The organism is Pseudomonas sp. BP6 (genome assembly GCF_017875935.1).
Classification (GTDB): Bacteria; Pseudomonadota; Gammaproteobacteria; order Pseudomonadales; family Pseudomonadaceae; genus Aquipseudomonas; species Aquipseudomonas putida_Y.
This window is the reverse complement of record NZ_JAGINI010000001.1, coordinates 4853136-4871350: the sequence shown is the minus strand read 5'-3', so window position 1 is coordinate 4871350 and position 18215 is coordinate 4853136. Positions and strand designations below refer to the sequence as shown.

General features: G+C 62.3%; 15 protein-coding genes. 6 read left to right on the top strand and 9 right to left on the bottom strand.

Going from position 1 to position 18215, the window contains the following annotated elements; all coding sequences use genetic code 11:
* Positions 1-144: 144 nt before the first annotated feature.
* The 8 genes from J3A98_RS22155 to J3A98_RS22120 form a co-directional block, all read right to left on the bottom strand.
* Positions 145-2067, bottom strand: coding sequence for a PrkA family serine protein kinase (locus J3A98_RS22155; RefSeq protein ID WP_021782710.1), 1923 nt, complete (start codon positions 2065-2067; stop codon positions 145-147).
* Between the two features lie 282 nt (positions 2068-2349).
* A complete protein-coding gene (gene glpE / locus J3A98_RS22150; RefSeq protein WP_103443390.1) occupies positions 2350-2682 on the bottom strand; it encodes a thiosulfate sulfurtransferase GlpE in 333 nt (110 codons plus the stop codon).
* Positions 2683-2696: 14 nt separating this feature from the next.
* Positions 2697-3563: a symmetrical bis(5'-nucleosyl)-tetraphosphatase gene (locus tag J3A98_RS22145; RefSeq protein WP_209968386.1), complete on the bottom strand. Its 867-nt coding sequence runs from the start codon at positions 3561-3563 to the stop codon at positions 2697-2699.
* Positions 3563-3943: a Co2+/Mg2+ efflux protein ApaG gene (gene apaG / locus J3A98_RS22140; protein ID WP_021782712.1), complete on the bottom strand. Its 381-nt coding sequence runs from the start codon at positions 3941-3943 to the stop codon at positions 3563-3565. The genes J3A98_RS22145 and apaG overlap by 1 nt, the downstream gene beginning before the upstream one ends.
* A 191-nt stretch (positions 3944-4134) precedes the next feature.
* Positions 4135-4938, bottom strand: a complete 804-nt coding sequence (rsmA, locus tag J3A98_RS22135) for a 16S rRNA (adenine(1518)-N(6)/adenine(1519)-N(6))-dimethyltransferase RsmA (RefSeq protein WP_209968383.1) — start codon at positions 4936-4938, stop codon at positions 4135-4137.
* Positions 4935-5924 carry a 4-hydroxythreonine-4-phosphate dehydrogenase PdxA gene (pdxA, locus tag J3A98_RS22130; protein ID WP_176683502.1) on the bottom strand — a complete coding sequence of 330 codons (990 nt, stop codon included), beginning with the start codon at positions 5922-5924 and terminating at the stop codon, positions 4935-4937. Before pdxA ends, rsmA begins: the two co-directional genes overlap by 4 nt.
* Positions 5921-7246: a peptidylprolyl isomerase SurA gene (gene surA, locus J3A98_RS22125; protein ID WP_209968379.1), complete on the bottom strand. Its 1326-nt coding sequence runs from the start codon at positions 7244-7246 to the stop codon at positions 5921-5923. Before surA ends, pdxA begins: the two co-directional genes overlap by 4 nt.
* Positions 7221-10028, bottom strand: a complete 2808-nt coding sequence (locus J3A98_RS22120; protein WP_209968376.1) for an LPS-assembly protein LptD — start codon at positions 10026-10028, stop codon at positions 7221-7223. Before J3A98_RS22120 ends, surA begins: the two co-directional genes overlap by 26 nt.
* A gap of 130 nt (positions 10029-10158) precedes the next feature.
* On the opposite strand from J3A98_RS22120, the gene J3A98_RS22115 reads away from it, so the two are divergent.
* From J3A98_RS22115 to J3A98_RS22105, 3 genes are read left to right on the top strand one after another with little or no spacing between them, the layout of a single operon-like run.
* Entirely contained in the window at positions 10159-11178 is a 1020-nt protein-coding gene (locus J3A98_RS22115) for a phosphotransferase (protein ID WP_209968373.1), read from the top strand.
* The gene (gene murU, locus J3A98_RS22110) at positions 11175-11846 is read left to right on the top strand and encodes an N-acetylmuramate alpha-1-phosphate uridylyltransferase MurU (RefSeq protein WP_209968370.1); all 672 of its coding nucleotides are present in this window, start codon (positions 11175-11177) and stop codon (positions 11844-11846) included. The genes J3A98_RS22115 and murU overlap by 4 nt, the downstream gene beginning before the upstream one ends.
* 1 nt (position 11847) lies before the next feature.
* Positions 11848-12615, top strand: coding sequence for a TerB family tellurite resistance protein (locus tag J3A98_RS22105; RefSeq protein WP_209969927.1), 768 nt, complete (start codon positions 11848-11850; stop codon positions 12613-12615).
* A 28-nt stretch (positions 12616-12643) separates the two neighbouring features.
* On the opposite strand, the gene J3A98_RS22100 is transcribed toward J3A98_RS22105, so the two are convergent.
* A complete protein-coding gene (locus J3A98_RS22100; RefSeq protein ID WP_176683497.1) occupies positions 12644-13642 on the bottom strand; it encodes an alpha/beta hydrolase family protein in 999 nt (332 codons plus the stop codon).
* 95 nt (positions 13643-13737) lie between these two features.
* On the opposite strand from J3A98_RS22100, the gene J3A98_RS22095 reads away from it, so the two are divergent.
* The 3 genes from J3A98_RS22095 to J3A98_RS22085 all read left to right on the top strand — a co-directional run bounded on the left by J3A98_RS22095 (position 13738) and on the right by J3A98_RS22085 (position 18185).
* Positions 13738-16125, top strand: a complete 2388-nt coding sequence (locus J3A98_RS22095; protein ID WP_209968367.1) for a sensor histidine kinase — start codon at positions 13738-13740, stop codon at positions 16123-16125.
* Positions 16126-16132: 7 nt separating this feature from the next.
* Entirely contained in the window at positions 16133-16765 is a 633-nt protein-coding gene (locus tag J3A98_RS22090; RefSeq protein ID WP_176683647.1) for a response regulator transcription factor, read from the top strand.
* A 295-nt stretch (positions 16766-17060) separates the two neighbouring features.
* Positions 17061-18185, top strand: coding sequence for an ABC transporter ATP-binding protein (locus tag J3A98_RS22085; protein ID WP_003255547.1), 1125 nt, complete (start codon positions 17061-17063; stop codon positions 18183-18185).
* Positions 18186-18215: the final 30 nt, after the last annotated feature.

Genomic DNA, 18215 nt, shown 5'->3' with positions numbered 1-18215 from the left:
TGACTGGATGCAGCTGCAACCCACAAGCTGCAAGCCACAAGCTTCAAGCTGCAAGAAAGAGCAGCCACCGCCGCCGCAAGCTGTGACGCGGGCCGTAATGCCCGCGCTAGGCAGCTTGCAGCTTGCGGCTAGTAGCTTGCCGCTTTATTGCGATTTCCTGACCCGCAGGTACCATTCCGACAGCAGGCGCACCTGTTTGTCGGTATAGCCACGCTCCACCATCCGGGTGACGAAGTCGTTGTGTTTCTTCTGGTCCTCTTTGCTGGCCTTGGCGTTGAAGCTGATGACAGGCAGCAGGTCTTCGGTGTTGGAGAACATTTTCTTCTCGATCACGACCCGCAGCTTTTCATAACTCAGCCAGCTTGGATTCTTGCCATTGTTGTTGGCGCGTGCGCGCAGTACGAAGTTGACGATCTCGTTGCGGAAGTCTTTCGGGTTGCTGATGCCAGCCGGTTTCTCGATCTTCTCCAGTTCTTCGTTGAGCGCAATGCGGTTGAGAATTTCGCCGGTTTCCGGGTCGCGGTATTCCTGATCCTGGATCCAGAAGTCTGCATACAGCACGTAGCGGTCGAAGATGTTCTGGCCGTATTCGCTGTAGGACTCCAGGTAGGCGGTCTGGATTTCCTTGCCGATAAACTCGATGTAGCGCGGCGCCAGGTATTCCTTCAGGTAGCGCAGATAGCGTTCGCGCACCTCAGCCGGGAACTGTTCCTGTTCGATCTGCTGTTCGAGCACATACAGCAGGTGCACCGGGTTGGCGGCAATTTCGTGTGGGTCGAAGTTGAACACCTTGGACAGGATCTTGAAGGCGAAGCGAGTCGACAGGCCGTTCATGCCTTCGTCGACACCTGCGGCGTCCCGGTATTCCTGGATCGACTTGGCCTTTGGATCGGTGTCCTTGAGGTTTTCCCCGTCGTAAACGCGCATCTTGGAATAGATATTGGAATTCTCTGGCTCTTTCAGGCGTGAAAGCACGGTGAACTGAGCCAGCATCTTGAGCGTATCTGGCGCGCAGTGGGCCTTGGACAGCGAGCTGTTGATCAGTAACTTGTCGTAGATCTTGATTTCATCGCTGACCCGCAGGCAGTACGGCACCTTGACGATATAGATCCTGTCGATGAACGCTTCGTTGTTCTTGTTGTTACGGAAGGTGTGCCACTCCGATTCGTTCGAGTGCGCCAGCAGAATACCGGTATAGGGAATCGCCCCAAGGCCTTCGGTACTGTTGTAGTTGCCTTCCTGGGTGGCGGTGAGCAAGGGGTGCAGGACCTTGATCGGCGCCTTGAACATTTCGACGAATTCCATCAGGCCCTGGTTGGCCCGGCACAGCGCGCCCGAGTAGCTATAAGCATCAGCGTCGTTCTGTGGGTATTCCTCAAGTTTGCGGATATCGACCTTGCCGACCAGGGCAGAGATGTCCTGGTTGTTTTCATCGCCGGGTTCGGTCTTGGCAATGGCGATCTGGTTAAGAATCGACGGGTACAGCTTCACCACCTTGAACTTGGAGATGTCACCGCCAAATTCCTGCAGGCGCTTGGTGGCCCAAGGCGACATGATGGTGTTGAGGTAGCGCCGTGGGATGCCGAACTCTTCCTCGAGAATGGCCCCATCTTCGGTGGCATTGAACAAGCCCAGAGGTGACTCGAATACCGGCGAGCCCTTGATGGCGTAGAACGGCACCTTTTCCATCAGCTGCTTGAGTTTTTCCGCCAGCGAGGACTTGCCGCCGCCTACCGGGCCCAGCAGATAGAGGATCTGTTTCTTCTCTTCCAGGCCTTGGGCGGCGTGGCGGAAGTACGACACGATCTGGTCGATGCACTCTTCCATGCCATGGAAGTCGGCAAAGGCCGGATAGCGGCGGATAACCTTGTTGGAGAAGATTCGCGACAGCCTGGAGTTGGTTGAGGTGTCGATCAGCTCTGGCTCACCGATGGCCAGCAACAGCCGTTCGGCCGCCGATGCGTAGGCACTGCGATCCTCTTTGCACAGCTCGAGGTACTCCTGCAGCGAGAGTTCTTCCTGGCGCGTTGACTCGAAACGTTGTTGGAAGTGGCTAAAAATACTCATGACGTCACCTCGCTCGATACGTGGAGACGACGCCGGATCAGTCAGCTGATGCTGGCATGCAACCGGGTTGGCCGATTGCTGTATACCCCCCAGAACACCCTGTAACGCTACCGATGACCCGCACGCCGGTGTACCGGCTCTCCCCTTTTTGGATGGCCTGAGCTTAAGCGTAGTTGGTTATCTGCAAGGTCAAGGGGCGAGAAACGCAGAAGTTACGAACGACCGTTCGTCAGATAAGCCGCAAGCCCGCGCGGGGCACGGGCTGCAGGGGAAAATAAAAAATTATTCAGCGTTGCCCTGGGCGGTCTCGGCCGGATAGGTCGCGCGCCACAGTTCGAAGCCGCCGTCCACGCTGTACACGTCGGAGAAGCCCTGGCCGACCAGATAGGCGGCAGCGCTTTGGCTGGAATTGCCGTGATAGCAGACCACCAGGGTCGGCGCATCGAGGTCGGCGTTGCGGATGAAATCGGCGACCGAGTGGTTATCCAGATGCCGGGCGCCGGTGATGTGGCCGGCGGCGAAGGCCTGCGGGTCGCGAATGTCGACCACGACCGCTCCGTCTTTCTTGCGAAGCTCCAAGGCCTGCTCAGGAGGGATGCGCTTGAATTCGCTCATGGGTACTGCTTCCTTCAGGTGTGGTCGTTGAGTGTAGTGGGTTGTGCCGGCTGGCGCAGGGTGCCGCCGTCGGCACAGTCGCAGCGGTGATATTCGCCGCTGTCGACGTTGTACAGGGTCATGGCGCCGCCCCACACGCAGCCAGTGTCCAGGGCGATGACGTCGGGCTCGGTGACCTCACCCTGCAGAGCGGCCCAATGGCCAAAGATGATCTTCACGTGGCGTGAGCGACGGTCCTTGTGCGCGTACCAGGCTTTGTAGCCTTTGGGCGCGCTACCCAGGCCTTCCTTGCTCTTGAGGTCGAGTTTGCCATCGGCAGTGCAGAAGCGCATGCGGGTGAAGTAGTTGGTGATGACCCGCAGGCGTTCGACGCCGGCGAGGTTCTTGCGCCACTTGTTCGGCTCGTTGCCGTACATGCCGTCGAGATACAGCTGCAGGCGGGTGTCGTCACGCAGCACTTCCTCGACCTCGGCGGCGAGTTCCAGGGCTTTGCCAAGGGTCCATTGTGGCGGTATGCCGGCGTGAACCAGGGCGATGCCGCGGGGCTCGTCGTAATGCAGCAGCTTTTGCTGGCGCAGCCAGTCGAACAACTGGTCGGCGTCCGGCGCTTCGATGATCTCGCGCAGTGTGTCGCTTTTCTTGAGGCGCTCGACGTTATGCCAGGCGGCCAGCAGGTGCAGGTCATGGTTGCCCAGCACGCAGACCAGTGAATGACGGATCGAGTACAGGAAGCGCAGGGTTTCCAGTGACTCGGGGCCGCGGTTGACCAGGTCGCCGACCAGCCACAGGCGGTCGACGGCGGGGTTGAAACTGACGCGATCGAGCAGGCATTTGAGTGGCTGCAGGCAGCCCTGCAGGTCACCGACGGCGTAGGTTGCCATCAGTGCAGCGCCCCGGGCACTGCCAGGCGGAAGGGGGCAATTTCGGCGTCGAAGCGCTTACCGTCTTCGGCGAACATCTGGTAGCTGCCCTGCATGGTGCCAACGCGGGTGCTGATGACGGCACCACTGCTGTAAGTATGGCTTTGGCCAGGGTCTATGTTGGGTTGCTGGCCGACCACGCCGGCGCCGCGTACTTCCTCTACCTCGCCGTCACCGTTGGTGATCAGCCAGTGGCGCGACAGCAACTTGGCCGTGAGCGAACCGTTGTTCTGCACGGTAATGGTGTAGGCGAACGCGAAACGACTGTTTTCGGGGTCGGATTGTTCTTTCAGGTAGCGGGTCACGACGCTGACGTCGATTTGATAGCGGGGGTCGGACATGCAAGGGCCTTGGGCGAACTGACGCAATAATGCAGTCTAGGCCATTGGAAGGGGGGAGGGCCAGCGGTGATCGGGCTTTGGGGGGGCTGTGCCGGCCTCTTCGCGGGTAAACCCGCTCCTACAAGGGTTCGCACAGGATTTGAGGGTTGTGCGATCCCTTGTGGCCCGCGAAGAGGCCGGTACGGGCTAAATCAGGCTTGTTGCTGATCCGCCAGTTGGTCAGCCAGGCGCACGAAGGCTGCCAGGTCGAGCTGTTCAGGGCGCAGGCTGCTATCAACGCCGGCAGCCTCGATGGCGGCGCTGTCCAGCAGGCCCTTCATGGTGTTGCGCAGGGTCTTGCGGCGCTGGTTGAACGCTTCGCGAACGACACGCTCCAGCAGCAGGTGGTCCTTGGCCGGGAACGGCAGCACTTCGTGCGGCACCAGGCGGACGATCGCCGAATCCACTTTCGGGGGCGGGTTGAAGGCACCAGGGCCGACATTGAACAGGTGCTCCACGCGGCAGTGGTACTGCACCATGATCGACAAGCGCCCCCAGTCACCGCCGCCAGGGCCGGCGGCCATGCGCTCGACCACTTCCTTCTGCAGCATGAAATGCATGTCGCGGATCAGCCCGGCGTGGCTTAGCAGGTGGAAGATCAGCGGGGTGGAGATGTTGTAGGGCAGGTTGCCAACCACCTTGAGGCTGCGCGGCGGTACGCCCAGCTGGTTGAAGTCGAACTTCAGGGCGTCACCCTGGTGCAGGCGGAAGTTGCTGCGATCGGCGAACTTGTGCTGCAGGATCGGCACCAGGTCTTTGTCCAGCTCCACCACGTCCAACTGTGCACCGCTGCCCAGCAGGCCTTCGGTCAGGGCGCCCTGGCCCGGGCCGATTTCCAGCAGGTGTTCGCCGGCCTTGGCGTTGATGGCACGCAGGATGCGGTCGATGATACCGGCGTCGTGCAGGAAGTTCTGGCCGAAGCGCTTGCGCGCCCGGTGTTGGTATTGCTCGTTCATGGTCGGTTCTCGGCCATCTGGTAGGCGGTTTCCAGAGCGACGCGCAGGCTGCCGGTGTCGACTTTGCCAGTGCCGGCCAGGTCCAGGGCGGTGCCGTGGTCAACCGACGTGCGGATGATTGGCAGGCCCAAGGTCACGTTCACTGCAGCGCCGAAGCCTTTGTACTTGAGTACGGGGAGGCCCTGGTCGTGGTACATCGCCAGCACCGCATCGCAGTGCTCCAGATATTTGGGGGTAAACAGGGTATCGGCCGGCAGCGGCCCGCGCAGGTCCATGCCTTCGGTGCGCAGGCGGGCCAGGGTCGGCTCGATGATGTCGATTTCTTCGCGGCCCAGGTGGCCGCCCTCGCCCGCGTGCGGGTTGAGGCCACACACCAGGATACGCGGGTTGGCAATGCCGAACTTGTCGCGCATATCGGCATGCAGGATACGGGTTACACGTTCGACGCGCTCGGCAGTGATAGCGTCGGCAATATCACGCAGTGGCAGGTGCGTAGTCACCAGGGCCACGCGCAGGCCGCGGGTAGCCAGCATCATTACCACTTGTGCGGTGCGGGTCAGTTCGGCAAGGAATTCGGTATGCCCGGAAAAGGCGATACCGCTTTCGTTGATCACACCCTTGTGTACCGGGGCAGTGATCATCCCGGCGAAGTGCCCGTCCAGGCAGCCTTGCCCGGCGCGGGTCAGGGTTTCCAGCACGAACGCTGCGTTGGCCTTGTCGAGCTGGCCTGGCACCACCGGGGCCGCCAGAGGGGTATCCCAGACGTACAGGCTCCCCGCGGGGGCAGGGCGGTCAGGCCATTGGCCCGGGGCTACCGGCAGCAGGCTGACGGCCAGCCCCAGCTGCGTGGCCCGCTCGGCGAGCAGGTCACGGCTGGTGATGGCGATCAGGGGGTGGGGCTGGGCGTCTGCGGCGAGCAGCAGGCACAGGTCGGGGCCTATGCCGGCCGGCTCGCCGGGGGTGACGGCGAAGCGCAGGGGCTTCACTGGGCAGCCTGGTCGGCGCCAGGCAGCTTGATTTCAACGTAGGCTTCGTCGCGGATCTGGCGCAGCCAGGTTTGCAGCTCTTCGTCGTACTTGCGATTGCGCAGTACGCTCAGGGCCTGCTGTTCGCGGGCCTGCTCGGTGCTGTCGGTGGCGCGGCGGCCCAGCACTTCCAGAACGTGCCAGCCGTACTGGGTCTTGAACGGTTTGGTCACTACGCCTTGCTGGGCATTGGCCATCTGTTCACGGAACTCCGGTACCAGGCTGTTCGGATCGACCCAGTTGAGGTCGCCGCCATTGAGTGCCGAACCCGGGTCTTCAGAGAAGCTCTTGGCCAGTTCGCCGAAGTCTTCGCCGCTCTTGATCCGCTCGTACAGGCGCTCGGCCAGCTGCTTGGTGGCCGCCTCGCTGCGGATCTCGCTTGGCTTGATCAGGATGTGGCGTACATGCACTTCGTCACGCAGCACGTTCTCGCTGCCACCGCGCTTTTCCTCGAGCTTGAGGATGATGAAGCCGTTGGGGATGCGAATAGGCTGGGTAATTTCGCCCACCGGCATGCTGCTGAGCATCTTGGCGAAGTCGGGTGGCAGCTGACCGGCTTTACGCCAGCCCATCTCGCCGCCTTCCAGGGCGTTTTCGCTGGCCGAGTTGGCAATCGCCATCTGGCCGAAGTCGGCGCCCTGGCGCAGTTGCTGGTACACGTCACCAACCTTGCGCGCAGCCTTCTGGATGTCGGCCGAGTTGGCGGCTTCCGGGGTCGGAATGAGGATGTTGGCCAGGCGGTACTCTTCCGACATCTGCATCTTGCCCAGGTCCGAGGCCAGGAAGTTCTTCACTTCCTGCTCGGACACCTGAATGCGTTCGGCAACGCGGCGCTGGCGCACGCGGCTGATGATCATCTCGCGCTTGACCTGCTCGCGAGCGTCGTCGAACGACAGGCCGTCCTGGGCCAGCGCCGCGCGGAACTGGTCCAGCGACATGCCATTGCGCTGGGCAATGGTGCCAATGGCCTGGTTCAGCTCTTCGTCGGTGATGCGGATGCCGGAGCGCTCGCCGATCTGCAGTTGCAGGTTCTCGACGATCAGGCGTTCCAGTACCTGCGGTTCCAGGGCGCTGGTCGGCGGTACGCCGCCGCCGCGCTTGGCGATGGTTTGCTGCACCTCATGGACACGCTGTTCCAGCTGGCTTTGCATGACCACGTCGTTGTCGACGATAGCCACCACGCGATCAAGAGGTTGCACCGCGGCATGCACCGCGCCACTCAGTAAAGCGGCGCCCAGCAACACTGGGCGCAGACGATCAATAAGCTTGGTCTTCACGTTCACGGTAACCTTGAATGCCTTGGTCGAGGAAAGACTCGACCTTGTTGCCAACTACGCCGCCGAGGCCTTTCAGGACGATCTGAAGGAAGACACCGTGGTCGCCTTTTTCGTTCTGTGGAAGGGCCTGGCTGAAATCGTCGTAGTCGATCCAGTAACGGTTGATCAGGCGCAGCTTCCAGCAGCAGTTGTCGTATTCGAAACCACCCATGGCTTCCAGGGTACGGTTACGGTTGTAGTCATGCTGCCAGCGAGCGATAACGTTCCACTGCGGCACGATCGGCCAGATGACCGAGAAGTCGTGCTGCTGGATCTTGTAGTAATCCTTGATGTAGTTCGGATCGCCCGGGGTGCCATAGTCACCGCCGCCCACTTTCCAGGTACCCGTGGTCGAGTCGTAGGCAATGGTGTCGTTACGATAGCGATAACCGAGGTTGACGATTTTGTTCGGGTTGTCTTCAGGCTGATAGTGGAACATCGCACTGCCCGAGCGGGTGCTGCGGCTGTCCGGGTCCCAGTTGAAGTCCGAATTGAAGCGCCAGTCGCGGTTGAAGTAGTAGTTGTACACCAGCGCGTACGGCGATACATCGGATTGCGCGTCCTTGCGGGTGCGGTAGTCGATGCCTGGCAGCTGGACCTTGCGGTCCTTGAAGTAGTAGGCCTGGCCGATGCTGAAGTTCTGGCGCTCGAAGCCGTTCTCCTCAATCCAGCGGGTGGTCACGCCCAGCGACAGTTTGTTTTCGTCGCCGATACGGTCAGTGCCGCTGAAGCGGTTGTCGCGGAACAGCGAATCGTAGCTGAACAGGGTTTCGCCGGTATCGAACAGCGGGATGTCCATCTGGTCCTTGTGCGGGACATAGAGGTAGAACATGCGCGGTTCGAGGGTCTGGCGGTAGTTGGTGCCGAACAACGAGGTGTTGCGATCGAAATACAGGCCGCTGTCGACGCTGAAAATCGGGATATCGCGGTTCAGGTTGCTTTTGTAGTCGCCGAACACGTCCAGTGTGTCTGCGTTCGCGGCAGCAATGTCGCTCTTGCCCTTGCTATCCAGGTCAAGGTCGTAGTGCGTATACATGTACTTCAGCTTCGGCGTGATGTAGCCGTAGCTGGCCTGCATCGGCAGGCTGATGGACGGGGCGACGTTCAGGCGGGTGCCGTTGGCACGGGCTACGCCGAAGATATTTTCGTCAAGGCGGCGACCGGCTATGCCGGCGCTGGCGTCTGGATTGCCATCTTCGTCCAGAACGAAATCGTCCTTCAGGTCACGATCAAAACGAACAGCCTCAGTCTCGTACCCAAGGTTCAAACCGCCTGGCTGGAACGGCAGCGTACCGTTCAGGGTCAGCTGCGGCAGGCGGTCATACGGCGTGATCTGCGAGATCGTAGCCATCTCGTAGGCATGTACATTCAACCGCGCGGTGTAGCTATCGCCCCGGTAGGTCAATGCACCCTGCTGATTCAGGAAATCGCGGCTTTCCACGCCAATCTGGTCGGACTCCAGGTCCTGGAAGTAGAACGGATCGCTGATGTCGGTGTAGTCCACCTCAGTCATCAGGCGTTCGTCCAGGCCACCCTTGTGCTGCCAGTTGACCATCCAGCGCTGATCTTTGTAATCCGTCTGATCTTTGCGGTCGTCGTTCTTGTCGTTCAGGTAGGCGCCGCCGAACTGGCCTTCGCTGGAAGGCGTCAGGTAACGGAACTCGCCTTCCATCAGCAGGCCGCGCTTGGCCATGTAGCGCGGATACAACGTGGCGTCGTAGTTGGGCGCCAGGTTGAAGTAGTACGGCGTGACCAGCATGAAGCCGGTGTCGCTGCTGGTGCTGAACGATGGCGGCAGGAATCCGGACTGGCGACGGTCGTCAATCGGGAAGTAGATGTACGGTGTGTAGAACACCGGGAAATCCTTGACCCGCAGCGTGACGTTGGTCGCGGTACCGAAACCGGTTGCCGGGTTCAGGGTGATGTTGTTGCCCTTCAGCTGCCAGGCGTTGCTGCCCGGTTCGCAGGTGGTGTACGTACCGTCCTTGAGGCGGATGATGGCGTTTTCGCTGCGCTTGGCGTACAGGGCATTGCCGCGGATGTGCGACTTGTGCATCACGTATTCGGCGTTGTCGACCTGGGCTTCGCCAGTATCGAGCTGGATCTGAGCCTCGTCACCGACCACCAGCGAACCGTTGTCACGGATCTTGACGTTGCCCTTGAGCTCGCCACGGTTTTCGGCCTGGTAGAGGTTGGCCTCGTCGGCTTCGGCCTGCATGCTGCCCTGGCGCATCACCACGTCACCGGCGAGGGTGGCGATCTGCTGCTCCTGCTGGTACTTGGATACCTTGGCATTGATGTAGGTCGGCGACTCGTCCTTCGGCGTGGTGTCGGCCATGCCCGGGCGGGTTGGCTCGATATACGCGCCACCGCAGTAGGGGCCGGTTTCAGCCAGCTGTGCGGCGGTGAGCTTTTCACGCGGAACCCAGTCCAGGTGGCTGTAGTCTTCGCTGCGCGACTTCAGGCCACGGCCCTTGGCCTCGGTGACCAGCATGGGCCGGTCCGCAGTTTCGGCTTCGCCCGCAGCTTCGGTACCGGAGCTGACGGCTGCACCTTCGTGCACCGGGCGCGGTGGCAAGTTGTTGACTGGGGTTTTGGGCTTGCAGTCCCAACCACCGGCGGCGGACACTTGGCAGTCGAATTGTTCGGCTGCCACTACGTATGAGGTGGCCAGAGGTTGCAGGGCCAGCAGACCGCCGGTTACCAGCAACGGAAACTTTCTACGAAACGCGGGGGATTTCAATGCCATCTTATTAGTCCGGGCTTCCTGCGTGCCATCTGCCCGCGTGTGGGGCCGCACGCCTCTCGATGGTCTGAAAAAGATGCTGGATAATAAAGCATGACCCGCTTGACGGCTAGGGCCGTCGGAGACCCTTGCAATGCCTGAACACGATGTACGCCTGCAACAACTGACGGTCTGGCTCGATGAGCAGCTCAATGATCTTTTCCGTGACAACGCCTGGGGCGAGGTGCCTGCAGGCAGCTTGACCGCTGCCAGCAGCGACGCCAGCTTCCGCCGTTATTTCCGCTGGCAGGGCGCTGGCCACAGTTTCGTGATCATGGATGCGCCCCCCCCGCAGGAGAACTGCCGACCGTTCGTCGCCATCGACCACCTGCTGGCCAGCGCTGACGTGCATGTGCCGCTGATCCACGCCCAGGACCTGGAACGCGGCTTTCTGCTGCTTGGGGATCTGGGCACTCGGACATACCTTGACATCATCAGTGCCGACAACGCCGATGGCCTGTTCGCCGACGCCATCGATGCCCTTCTGAAGTTCCAGCGTTTGCCGATGGACGCGCCGCTACCCAGCTACGACGACGCCCTGCTGCGCCGTGAAGTGGAACTGTTCCCCGAATGGTACGTGGGGCGTGAGCTGGGCCTGACCCTCACCGATGCACAGAAGGCCATCTGGCAGCGCGTCAGCCAGTTGCTGATCGACAGCGCCCTGGCGCAACCCAAGGTGCTGGTACACCGTGACTACATGCCGCGCAACCTGATGCAGAGCACCCCCAACCCTGGTGTGCTGGACTTTCAGGATGCGGTATACGGCCCGGTCACCTACGACATTACCTGCCTGTTCAAGGACGCCTTTGTCAGCTGGCCGCAGGCGCGGGTCGAAGGCTGGCTGAGCGATTACTGGCAGCAGGCGCAGGCGGCCGGCATCCCGGTGCACGCTGAGTTCGAAGCCTTCCACCGCGCCAGTGACCTGATGGGCGTGCAGCGCCACCTGAAGGTGATCGGCATCTTCGCCCGTATCTGCCACCGCGACGGCAAGCCGCGTTACCTGGGCGACGTGCCGCGTTTCTTCGCCTATATAAATGAAGTGATCGGTCGTCGGCCCGAATTGGCGGAGCTGGGTGAGCTGATTGCCGAGTTGCAGGCCGGAGCGCGTGCATGAAGGCCATGATCCTGGCTGCGGGGAAGGGCGAGCGTATGCGCCCGCTGACCCTGCACACCCCAAAACCGTTGGTCCCGGTCGCCGGCCAGCCGCTGATCGAGTACCACCTGCGCGCCCTGGCGGCAGCGGGCGTGACCGAAGTGGTGATCAACCATGCGTGGCTTGGCCAGCAGATCGAAGAGCACTTGGGGGACGGTAGCCGCTTTGGCCTGAGCATCCGCTATTCACCTGAAGGTGAACCGCTGGAAACCGGTGGCGGCATCTTCAAGGCCCTGCCTTTGCTGGGTGATGCGCCGTTCCTGCTGGTGAATGGCGATGTCTGGACCGACTACGACTTCGCGCGTCTGCAGGCTCCCCTGCAAGGCCTGGCTCACCTGGTGCTGGTCGACAACCCTGGCCATCACGGCCGCGGTGACTTCCGCCTGGTGGGCGAGCAGGTCGTTGACGGCGATGACGCGCCAGGCACGCTGACCTTCAGCGGCATTTCGGTGCTGCACCCGGCGCTGTTCGAAGGTTGCCAGGCGGGCGCCTTCAAGCTGGCACCGTTGCTGCGCCAGGCGATGGCGGCCGGCAGGGTATCTGGCGAACACTACCGTGGGCACTGGGTGGATGTTGGCACGCTTGAGCGCCTGGCCGAGGCTGAGTCTCTGATTGGCGAGCGTGTCTGACATGTGGTGGCCAGGCACAGTGATTGGTGTGGGTGCCGGCTTTGCCGTTGCGAGCATACCGGGTGCCTTGCTCGGTGCGTTGCTTGGGCAGGCCGTTGACCGCCGGCTGCGCTTGCAAGGCTGGGAAGACATGCGTGAGCGCCTGGGTGGGCGCCCTGCATTACGTGACGACGAGTTGTTGTTCGTGATGCTCGGGCGCCTGGCCAAGTGCGATGGCCGGGTAGCTGAGCAGCACATCCAGCAGGCGCGTCAGGAGATGATGCGCCTGGACTTGGCCGAGGCAGCTCGGCTGCGCGCCATCAAAGCGTTCAACCGCGGCAAGGCGGGCAAGGACCGGCTTGGCGGGCACCTGCGGCGCATCAGTCAGCAGCCCCACGCGGCGGAAGGCACCTTGCGGGCCTGTTGGCGCATGGTCTGGGCTGACGGCAAGATGGGCAACAAGGAGCGTGAGCTGCTGCTGGACTGGGGGCAGAAGCTGGGCATGAGCCGACGCCAGGTGCAGGCCATGTCGCTGGAGTACGAGCCGCGCAAGGCCACGGGAGCAGAAAGCGCGCCCATGACCTATGCGGCAGCGTTGCGCTTGCTGGCGGTGGAGACAGATACCGACACTGATAAGGTCAAGCAGGCCTATCGTCGGCTTGTCAGCCGGCATCACCCGGACAAGCTGGCGGGTACCGGTGCCAGCGAGGCACAGGTGCGTGAAGCGACCGCGCGTACCCGTGAGTTGCACCAGGCCTATGCCATGATCCGCAAGCGGCGCGGTCTTTGATGGCCCCCCCACCAGGATCAAGCCGGGCTCAACCCTGAGGGCTCATCCACCCCCGCACCCGGCGGAACAATTGCTCTTGTGCCGCCGCTTTGTTTCCCGGCATGGCGATCAATGACAACTGGCGGTACTGGCTATCCTTCTGCCGCTTGCTGGCCTGCAGGCGTTGCTGGGCTGCATTGCGGTCAGCGCTGCGGGTGGCGTAGTAGATATCGGCTGTCGGTACCTTCAAGGTTGGGGCCAGGCTTTCCAGGTCATGCTCCACCCGTGCAGGTGTCTGAGCAGCGACCATCACCAGTTTTTGTACCTGCGGTGGCTGCTTCTCGCTCAGGTAGCGCGCCGCCCAATATGCACCGCTACCATGGCCGATCAGTACGATGCTGCGGGCGTTGTGTTGCTGGGCGAACGCCACGGCGGCATCCAGGCGGGCGAAGATGCGTTCGGCATCTGCCGGGTCGGACTGCTCGCTGGCTTGTTCGGCATCGGTGCTTTCTGCCGTGTCGGCATCTGCTGCCGTGGCTTGGGCCACGTTGGCGTTGGCGTCGGCCGGTACGTCCTTGACCGGTGCGCTTTCGCCTTTGTCTTGTGCAGGCGCTACAGGTGGTGTGGCTTCGACCCGCGCTTGCGGGCTGTCTGCGAGCAGGTCGGGCAGGCTGACGCTCAGGCTGTGCCAGCCGATATCAGGGAATTTTTGCCGCAGTGGGCCGACTGCATTTGGCCAGTCGGCCGTTTCGCCAGCACCGGGGACGATGATCACTGCCCCTTGCGGATCGTTGTCGTTGGCCGGCTTCCACAGGGCCAGGAAGCTGTCGGCACCGGCCTGCAGGGTCTGCTGCTCAGCCTTGGGCAGCAGCCGTTCCAGCGCCAGGGCATCCTCCTGGCTGCGTTCCAGCAAGGGTGGCCGTGGGGCCTCGGCCGCCGGTGCCACGGTATTTGCAGGTGATTTTTCGGCATCGGCGGCCAGGGCACCGAGTGGAAGGACCGAGGCCAGGCAGCACACTGCCAGCGTCGTGCGATAAAGTGTGGACATGAGTCAACCCAGGGCCAGAATGAAACCGGCAGCCTAATAGTATTTGCCCGTGACGGCCATGCTGCATGGCCGTCTTTGCCAAGTCGAGCGTATAGATGAAGCGAGTGCGTCGCCTGTTGGTTATCGGCTGCTTGTGGCTGCCCTTGATTGTCTGGGCCAGGCCTGAGGCGCAGCCCTCTGTGGCGCTGGAGCCTGACCAGCAGCAGTGGCTGGACACCCACCGCAGCCTGCGTGTCGGCCTGGTGTTGCAGGCGCCCTACGCCCAGTTCGACCGGCGTCTGCAGCAACTGTACGGGGCCAATGTGGAACTGGTGAACAGCCTGGCACAGGCGCTGCGGCTGGACCTCACCTGGCGTAACTTCAGTGACCAGGCCGGTTTGGAACATGCCCTGCAGAGCGGCGAAATCGACTTCGCCCCTGGCCTTACCCAGACGCCGGCCAGTCTGCGCCTGTGGCTATTCAGCGACCCGTACATGCGCGTGCCACAACTGCTGGTGGGGCCGCGCACCGGGGCCATGGCCGTGGAGCTGGAAAAGCTTGACGCCGAGCAACGCGTGGCGGTGCGCATGCCCAGCCCCCTGGCGGATTACCTGCGCGGCAACTACGGCAACCTCAACCTGCAGGGGGTGCCCGACGAGCGCGAGGCCTTGCAACTGGTGGTCGGTGGCCAGGCCAGCTTCGCCGTGCTGGATGAAGCGCAGCTCAGCCGCCTGTCGCGCGAGAGCGAGTTCGGTGAGCTGGCTGTGGTTGGCGATATTGGCCTGCCGCAGCTGTTGCGTATCGGTTCGCGGCGCGACTGGCCGCTGCTGGCCGATGTACTTGAACGCGGCCTGCAGGCACTGCCGGCCAAGGAGCTGGAACAACTGCATCAGCGTTGGTTGCAGCCGAAAACCCCTCGCCTGAGCGAGTCGCCTGGCTTCTGGCAGAACATCGCCTTGCTGTTCGGTATGTTGCTGCTGTGTGCCTTGGCCACGCTGGTGTGGCAACGCCGGCAGCAGCGCCAGCTGGAGCGCAGCCTGCTGGCCGCGCGGGAAAGCCTTGTGGAGCGCCAGGTGCGTGAAGAGGCGTTGCGCCTGAGCCAGTTCGCCATCGATCAGAGCACCGTGGGTATCCTCTGGGTCAATTGGGACAGCCATGTGCGTTACGCCAACCATGCCGCCGAGCGCATGTTGGGCTACACCGAGGGTGAACTGCTGGAGCGGCCGCTGAGCGACTTCGAGCCAAGCCTGAACATGGACCGCTGGCTAGAGCTGTGGAAGGGCGCGCGTACGGGGGCGGGCGGTGTCGGTCAGTTTGAGACGCAGTGCCGGCGGGCTGATGAGAGCTTGCTACCCGTGGAGCTGTCGCTGAGCTTTCTGCGCTTTCGTGATTCCGAATATCTGGTGGTCTACCTCGCCGATGTCACCGAACGGCACCGCGCCCTGGCGGCCCTGCGCGAAAGCGAGGCGCGGTTGAAGGGCATTGCTGGCAACGTACCTGGTTTGGTGTTTCGCCTGGAGCGTGACCCGGCCGAGGGCGATCTGGAGTTCCCCTATATCAGCGAGGGTAGCGAGGCGTTGGTGGGTTATGCACCCAGCGAGATCCAGCACCCACAGATGGGGCTGCGCAACCTGGTACACCCCGAGGACCGTGCGGATTACCACCGGGTGCAGGACCTGGCTTTGGTCAGCGACCAGGACTGGTCCTGGCAGGGGCGCATTCTCACCCGGCAGGGCGAACAGCGCTGGGCCGACATCAAGGCCAGCGCCCGGCGCCTGGGCAACGGCCAGGTGGTGTGGGACGGTGTAGTCTGGGACATCACACAGGGCAAGCGGGCCGAGCTGGCGCTGGCGAAGTCCCAGGAGCAGCTGCGCGAACTCTCGGCCCACCTGGAGAGCGTGCGTGAAGAAGAAAAAGCCCGTATCGCCCGGGAAGTGCATGATGAATTGGGGCAGATGCTGACCGTGCTCAAGCTGGAAGTGTCGATGTGCGAGCTGGCCTATGCCGAACTGGACCCGGGACTGAATGAACGCCTGGCGAGCATGAAACGCCTGATCGCCCAGTTGTTCCAGCTGGTGCGCGATGTCGCCACTGCCTTGCGTCCGCCGATCCTCGATGCCGGCATTGCCTCGGCCATCGAATGGCAGGCGCGGCGCTTCGAGGCACGTACGCAAATCCCCTGTCTGGTGCAAGTACCCGACAATCTGCCAGCATTGAGTGATGCCAAGGCCACCGGGCTGTTTCGTATCCTCCAGGAGGCGCTGACCAATGTGATGCGTCACGCCCAGGCGCACAGCGTGGAGATTGAACTGGTACGTGAGGGCGGACAGTTGCGCATGACGGTCAGTGATGATGGTCAAGGCTTTTGCCGCGAGCAGACCCGGCCCACCTCGTTTGGCCTGGTGGGTGTGCGCGAGCGGGTGCTGATGCTGGGGGGGAACATGGCGCTGGACAGTGAGCCGGGTGAAGGCACCAGCCTGAGCGTGGCCATTCCGTTGGAGTAGGAGAGCAATCGTGATTCGAGTACTGGTGGCCGAAGACCACACCATTGTCCGTGAAGGCATCAAACAGTTGATTGGCCTGGCCAAGGACATGCAAGTGGCGGGGGAGGCCGGTAACGGCGAGCAGTTGCTCGAAACCCTGCGCCACACACCGTGCGAGGTGGTACTGCTGGACATCTCGATGCCAGGTGTCAACGGTCTGGAGGCGATCCCGCGTATCCGGGCGTTGCAGGATGCGCCGGCGATCCTGATGTTGTCGATGCACGATGAGGCACAGATGGCGGCGCGGGCGCTGAAGGCCGGAGCGGCAGGCTATGCCACCAAAGACAGTGATCCGGCGCTGTTACTGACGGCGATTCGGCGGGTGGCGGGTGGTGGGCGTTATATCGACCCGTCGCTGGCCGACCGCATGGTGTTCGAAGTGGGCCTGACCGAATCCCGGCCGTTGCACACACTGCTCTCGGAGCGGGAGTTTTCGGTGTTCGAGCGCCTGGCCCAGGGCGCCAACGTCAACGACATTGCCCAGCAGTTGGCGCTGTCGAGCAAGACCATCAGCACTCACAAGGCGCGCCTGATGCAGAAGTTGAAAGTGAACTCGCTGGCGGAGCTGGTGAAGTACGCCATGGAGCACAAGCTGATCTGATTGCGACATACGCAATCGGTGAACCTGTCGAGGCCCTTGTGGGGGCGGGCGTGCCCGCGAAAGGGCCTTGCCGGTTGATTTCTATGGTTGCACCGGCCTCTTCGCGGGCATGCCCGCTCCCACAGGTTCGGTGGACTGCTTTGGAGGGCATTCCAATCCCGCCATCGTTGTAGGGCGATCCCTACAACAAATCTTCCACCCGGATGATGGCATTCTCTCAGTACCCCCGATTTTCGGGCGCTTGCGTCTCTTCTACTCTTCTGCCTACGCAGTCATCCAACAAGAAGGTGCAGGCATGAGCGAGGCGAAGTCGAACGCTGCAACCGGCGAAACGCTGGTCAGCTTCCGTGGTGTGCAGAAGAGCTACGACGGCGAGTCGCTGATCGTCAAAGACCTCAACCTGGATATTCGCAAGGGCGAGTTCCTCACCCTGCTTGGCCCGTCCGGTTCCGGCAAAACCACCAGCCTGATGATGCTGGCGGGCTTCGAAACCCCCACCGCTGGTGAAATCCAGCTTGGCGGGCGCTCGATCAACAACGTGCCGCCGCACAAGCGTGATATCGGCATGGTGTTCCAGAACTACGCGCTATTTCCGCACATGACCGTGGCCGAGAACCTGGCTTTTCCGCTGACCGTGCGCAACCTGAGCAAGACCGACATCAGTGAGCGGGTCAAGCGTGTGCTGAACATGGTCCAGCTCGACGCTTTCGCCAAGCGCTACCCGGGCCAGCTGTCCGGCGGCCAGCAGCAGCGTGTGGCGCTGGCCCGGGCACTGGTGTTCGAGCCGCAGCTGGTGCTGATGGACGAGCCACTCGGCGCGCTGGACAAGCAACTGCGCGAACACATGCAGATGGAGATCAAGCACATTCACCAACGCCTCGGTGTGACCGTGGTGTACGTGACCCACGACCAGGGCGAAGCGCTGACCATGTCCGACCGCGTGGCGGTGTTCCACCAGGGCGAAATCCAGCAGATCGCCGACCCGCGCACGCTGTACGAAGAGCCCTGCAACACCTTCGTCGCCAACTTCATCGGCGAGAACAACCGCATTAGCGGCACGCTGCTGGCCAGCGATGGCAAACGTTGCCAGGTGCAGTTGCCTCGCGGCGAGCGGGTCGAGGCGCTGGCGGTGAATGTCGGCCAGGCCGGCGAGCCGGTGACCCTGTCGATACGCCCGGAGCGCGTGCGGCTGAACGGCCACAGTGAAAGCTGCGTCAACCGGTTCTCTGGCCGGGTGGCCGAATTCATTTACCTGGGCGACCACGTGCGGGTGCGTCTGGAGGTTTGCGGCAAAGGCGACTTCTTCGTGAAGCAGCCTATTGCCGAGCTCGACCCGGCGTTGGCCGTGGGCGATGTGGTACCGCTGGGCTGGGAGGTGGAGCACGCCCGCGCGCTCGATCCGATTGCCGAAGCCCATTGATGGATTGCTTCACCAACCCTGTACTGTGGA